Here is a 1,417-nt window from a genome sequence, read left to right as displayed (position 1 = left end):
TTCTCGCCGGCTGTGTGAGCGGCCCGGATCATGTTCCCCCGGAAATGCCGCTTCCGGCTAAGTTCAACGAGGGTGGCGCCAAGGTCGGCGCCGATGTCTCGACGGTCACCTGGTGGACAGCCTATCGCGACCAGCGCCTGAATGCGCTGGTGGGTCAAGGCCTCAACGAGAACCTGTCGATCCAGCAGTCGCTGGAACGCATCAACGCCGCCGCCTCCAACGTCACCGTTGCCGGTGCCGGCAGCCTGCCGAGCCTGACGGTCGGCGCCTCGCAGACCAACAGCGGCACCATGGGCGGCCTGTCCACCAGCGCCGGTGCCACCAACACGACGGGCGGCAGCGCCAATGTCGGCTGGCTGCTCGACCTGTTCGGCCAGTACCGCCGTTCCAAGGAAAGCGCCCAGGCCTCGCTCGATGCCGCCTACTCGACCGCCGACGTTGCCAAGCTCACCTATCTCCAGGATCTGGTGAACTCCTATGTCGACGCCCGCTACTACCAGGAGCGCATCTCGCTTTCCCAGGCCAACCTGAAGTCGCGTCGGGAAACCTACGAGCTGACCAAGTTCCAGCTTGAAGCCGGTGCAGCCTCGCGCCTCGACGTCGTCCAGGCCGAAGGTCTGGTCCAGTCGACCCAGGCAGAAATCCCGGGTCTGGAAACCAGCTTCCGCGTCGCCGCCCACCACATCGCCACCCTGCTCGGCAAGCCGGCCGGTTCGATGGTCGGCGAGTTGCAGCGCGGCGGTTCCCAGCCGGTGTTCCGCGGTGGCATCACCTCGGGCGTTCCGGCCGACCTGATCCGCAACCGTCCCGACATTCGTGTCGCCGAGCGCAATCTGGCCGCCGCCACCGCCGATATCGGCGTGGCGATCTCGCAGCTCTACCCGACGATCGCGCTGTCCGGCTCGATCGCCCCCTCCTACGTTCGCCCGGTCGGCGGCAATGGTGGCCTGACCAGCTGGTCGTTCGGCCCGACGCTGACCCTGCCGATCTTCGACGGCGGCCGCCTGCGCGCCAATGTCGATATCTCCAAGTCGACCGCCAAGACCCAGTACCTCGCCTGGAAGCAGACGGTTCTGGAAGCGGTCGAGGAAGTCGAAAATGCGCTGTCGGCGGTTCGCCGCGACGCACAGACGGTGGCAGCGCTGCGCGCCCAAGTGAAGACCACCCAGGAAACGCTCGACCTGTCGACCGCCAGCTACAAGGACGGCGCCTCCTCGCTGCTCGACGTGCTTGACGCCCAGCGCCAGGTCTCGACGGCCCAGGCAAGTCTCGCCCAGGCGATCCAGCAGATGGCCAAGGACTACGTCTCGCTCAACGTCGCCGTCGGCGGCGGCTACAACCCGGACGGCAAGCCAACCGTGGCACCGCCAAAGGCTAGCTGAGCAAACGATTGAACATGCAAAGCCCCGGTTCGCCG

The 1,417-nt window shown here is 66.6% G+C and carries 1 protein-coding gene; it reads left to right on the top strand.

Features of this window, described 5'->3' with window-relative positions; translation table 11 throughout:
• A partial coding sequence (locus GVL52_RS27800; RefSeq protein ID WP_160012634.1) for an efflux transporter outer membrane subunit occupies positions 1 to 1,382 on the top strand: 1,382 nt, incomplete at its 5' end.
• Between the last annotated feature and the right edge of the window lie 35 nt (positions 1,383 to 1,417).

It is taken from the genome of Rhizobium sp. 18055, assembly GCF_902706285.1.
Lineage (GTDB): Bacteria > Pseudomonadota > Alphaproteobacteria > Rhizobiales > Rhizobiaceae > Rhizobium.
Note: the sequence above shows the minus strand (reverse complement) of the source record. Positions and strands in the feature narration are given on the sequence as shown.